This is a genomic window from Dapis purpurea BLCC-M126, assembly GCF_050015975.1.
Lineage (GTDB): Bacteria > Cyanobacteriota > Cyanobacteriia > Cyanobacteriales > Microcoleaceae > Trichodesmium.
In genome coordinates, this window is record NZ_JBNHER010000167.1 from 1 (window position 1) to 2,326 (window position 2,326).

Here is a 2,326-nt window from a genome sequence, read left to right on the forward strand (position 1 = left end):
AACGCTTTTCATGTCGGCTCAAGCGCCGAAACGCCATATCCAATCGACCAAGAGAGAAAAAATTTTCCTTTTATTCAATCCTCTTCCTTTGAGGGAGAGGTAATTCTCAATTCTCAATTCTCAATTCTCAATTCTTGAACTGTTCGTCAATCCTCTTCTTTTTAAGGAGAGGTAATTCTCAATTCTCAATTCTCAATTCTCAATTCTTGAAACTTTATTTATTCTTCCTTATTTCTTGACAAAGAAATTACAGAAGGATTATTTTTTCCTGAACTAACAGTTATTGTAATAATTTTAGCGTCAATTAATCTTACTTCCCCTGGTGGTTTATCTATGCCTGGATTAATTAAATAAGCAGGAAAACAAGCAGCACTTAAACTCAATCTTATAGCATGACCTTTCTGAATTTTCATACAAGTTGGTTGCAAACAAATTTTCACTGGTAAATCATTATCAACAACCTTAGTATAACCTTGAGTAAAATTGTAAACATTACCATTTTTTGTCACTTCAGATAACACAGCAGAAAGGTCAAAACTACTTGTATCTGCTGTACAATATACATTTACAAAAATATCTCCTGCTATGTGTAAATCTTCGGTTAAAAATTCAGAAGTATAAGTCAAAATATCAGTGCGACAATCTAATTCTGAACGTTCAAAAGAACCAGCAGGAAATGTTGCATGACCACCCAATGCTGGAACAGGTCGCCAAGGGTCATGTACGAATGTATCATCAGCAGAAATATCGGGGCAGCTTTCCGTAAGACTACCCGAATCTTCTCTCATATTAGCAAGTCCTGTACTAGCCAAATAATAGAACTTATAATTATTACTCGGCCAGCAATTAAAATTACGCCATTCGTTACTTCCCATCTCAAATAAAGAAACTGGCGATCGCTCAAATATACCTGTATTTATTCCTTTGAGAAATTGATTAAACCATAATATTTGTAGTTCATCTATAGGACTAGAAGCTCCTAAACCATAATTTACAGCTCCTAGCTTTCTGCCCCAAGGAATATGAGACCACGGACCTACGATTAATTTTTGTAAGAATTTACTGCGACCAGCCATTTCTTTATATAAATGAATTGTACCCCGTAAATAGGTATCAAACCAACCGCCTATATGTAGCATTGGCAAGTCCACATTTTCGATATTTGGTGATAAGTTTTGCCAATATTCACCTGATTGATAATTGTCTATCCACTGATGGTAAAAAGAATCTTGTGCATACTCATTCATTACTTTGGGTAAAGCAGAATTTGTAGTAGATAAAGGCAGGTTTTTGGAAGCTTTATAAAGCTCTTGATAAGATTGTTCATTTCCTTGTAAACGAGCAGTTTCTGTTGCTAGTTGAACCGCCCAACCTAGATTTGTTTGTAGACAAAATGCTCCACCTTCATAAGCCCAGTCTGTATATAAATCATAACCAATCATTCCCGGACAAATTGTTTTTAAAGCAGGAGGTTTAGCACTAGCAGCATATAGTTGAGTCATCCCTTGATAAGAAAATCCATACATTCCTATTTCGCCAGTACTACCTGGTAAATTTGCTGCCCAATTAATAGTATCAATTCCATCTTCAATTTCATGGGCAAATAATTCAAATTTACCTTCGGATGTACCTCGACCCCGCACATCTTGAATAATCACAATATAACCATGAGAAGCGTACCATTTTGGATGAGCATAGACTACCGTTGAGGCGATCGCTCTACCATATGGTTGTCGCATTAATATTACTGGAAATTCGCCTTCTGCATCGGGGCGATAAATATCAGCATCTAAACGTACCCCATCTCTAGTCAGTATAGAAGTAGTTTCTTTAGGTAAAATTTTCATTTTAAATATTTGTTAAGTAACAGAGAATATAAAACAATAAAGGTAAGCATTCAGCCGTCAGCTTTTAGCTTTCAGCTAGATTATAATTTCTAAGTCTCGTCTTGAAATCAAAAATTATTATTGATATATTTCAGATAATTTCTAGCATAAATAAAAGCTACTCAGTTAATATAAGTGTTGTTAAACAAATCCTTACTTAATTCATCAAAAAAGCTGAGAGCTGATTGTTAATAGCTGTTTGCGCAGCATTCCAAAGGAAATGCTTACCAATAAAGTAAAGGATGATAGGAAAGAAAAAGCTTTTCAATAGCCAGCTAATTAAGTAGATATACTAGACAGATTTTATTTGAAAATTTGCCGAAACAGAACAAATAAAAAATATGGAATTTTCAGTATTTCTTTAATTATTCCTTCTTCCTTAGTTAGCTAATTAAGTAGATATACTAGACAGATTTTATTTGAAAATTTGCCGAAACAGA

1 protein-coding gene is annotated in these 2,326 nt (G+C 34.3%); it reads right to left on the reverse strand.

Features of this window, described 5'->3' with window-relative positions:
• Window positions 1–218 precede the first annotated feature (218 nt).
• Window positions 219–1,847: a CocE/NonD family hydrolase gene (locus tag ACP6PL_RS14995; RefSeq protein ID WP_426546067.1), complete on the reverse strand. Its 1,629-nt coding sequence runs from the start codon at window positions 1,845–1,847 to the stop codon at window positions 219–221.
• Between the last annotated feature and the right edge of the window lie 479 nt (window positions 1,848–2,326).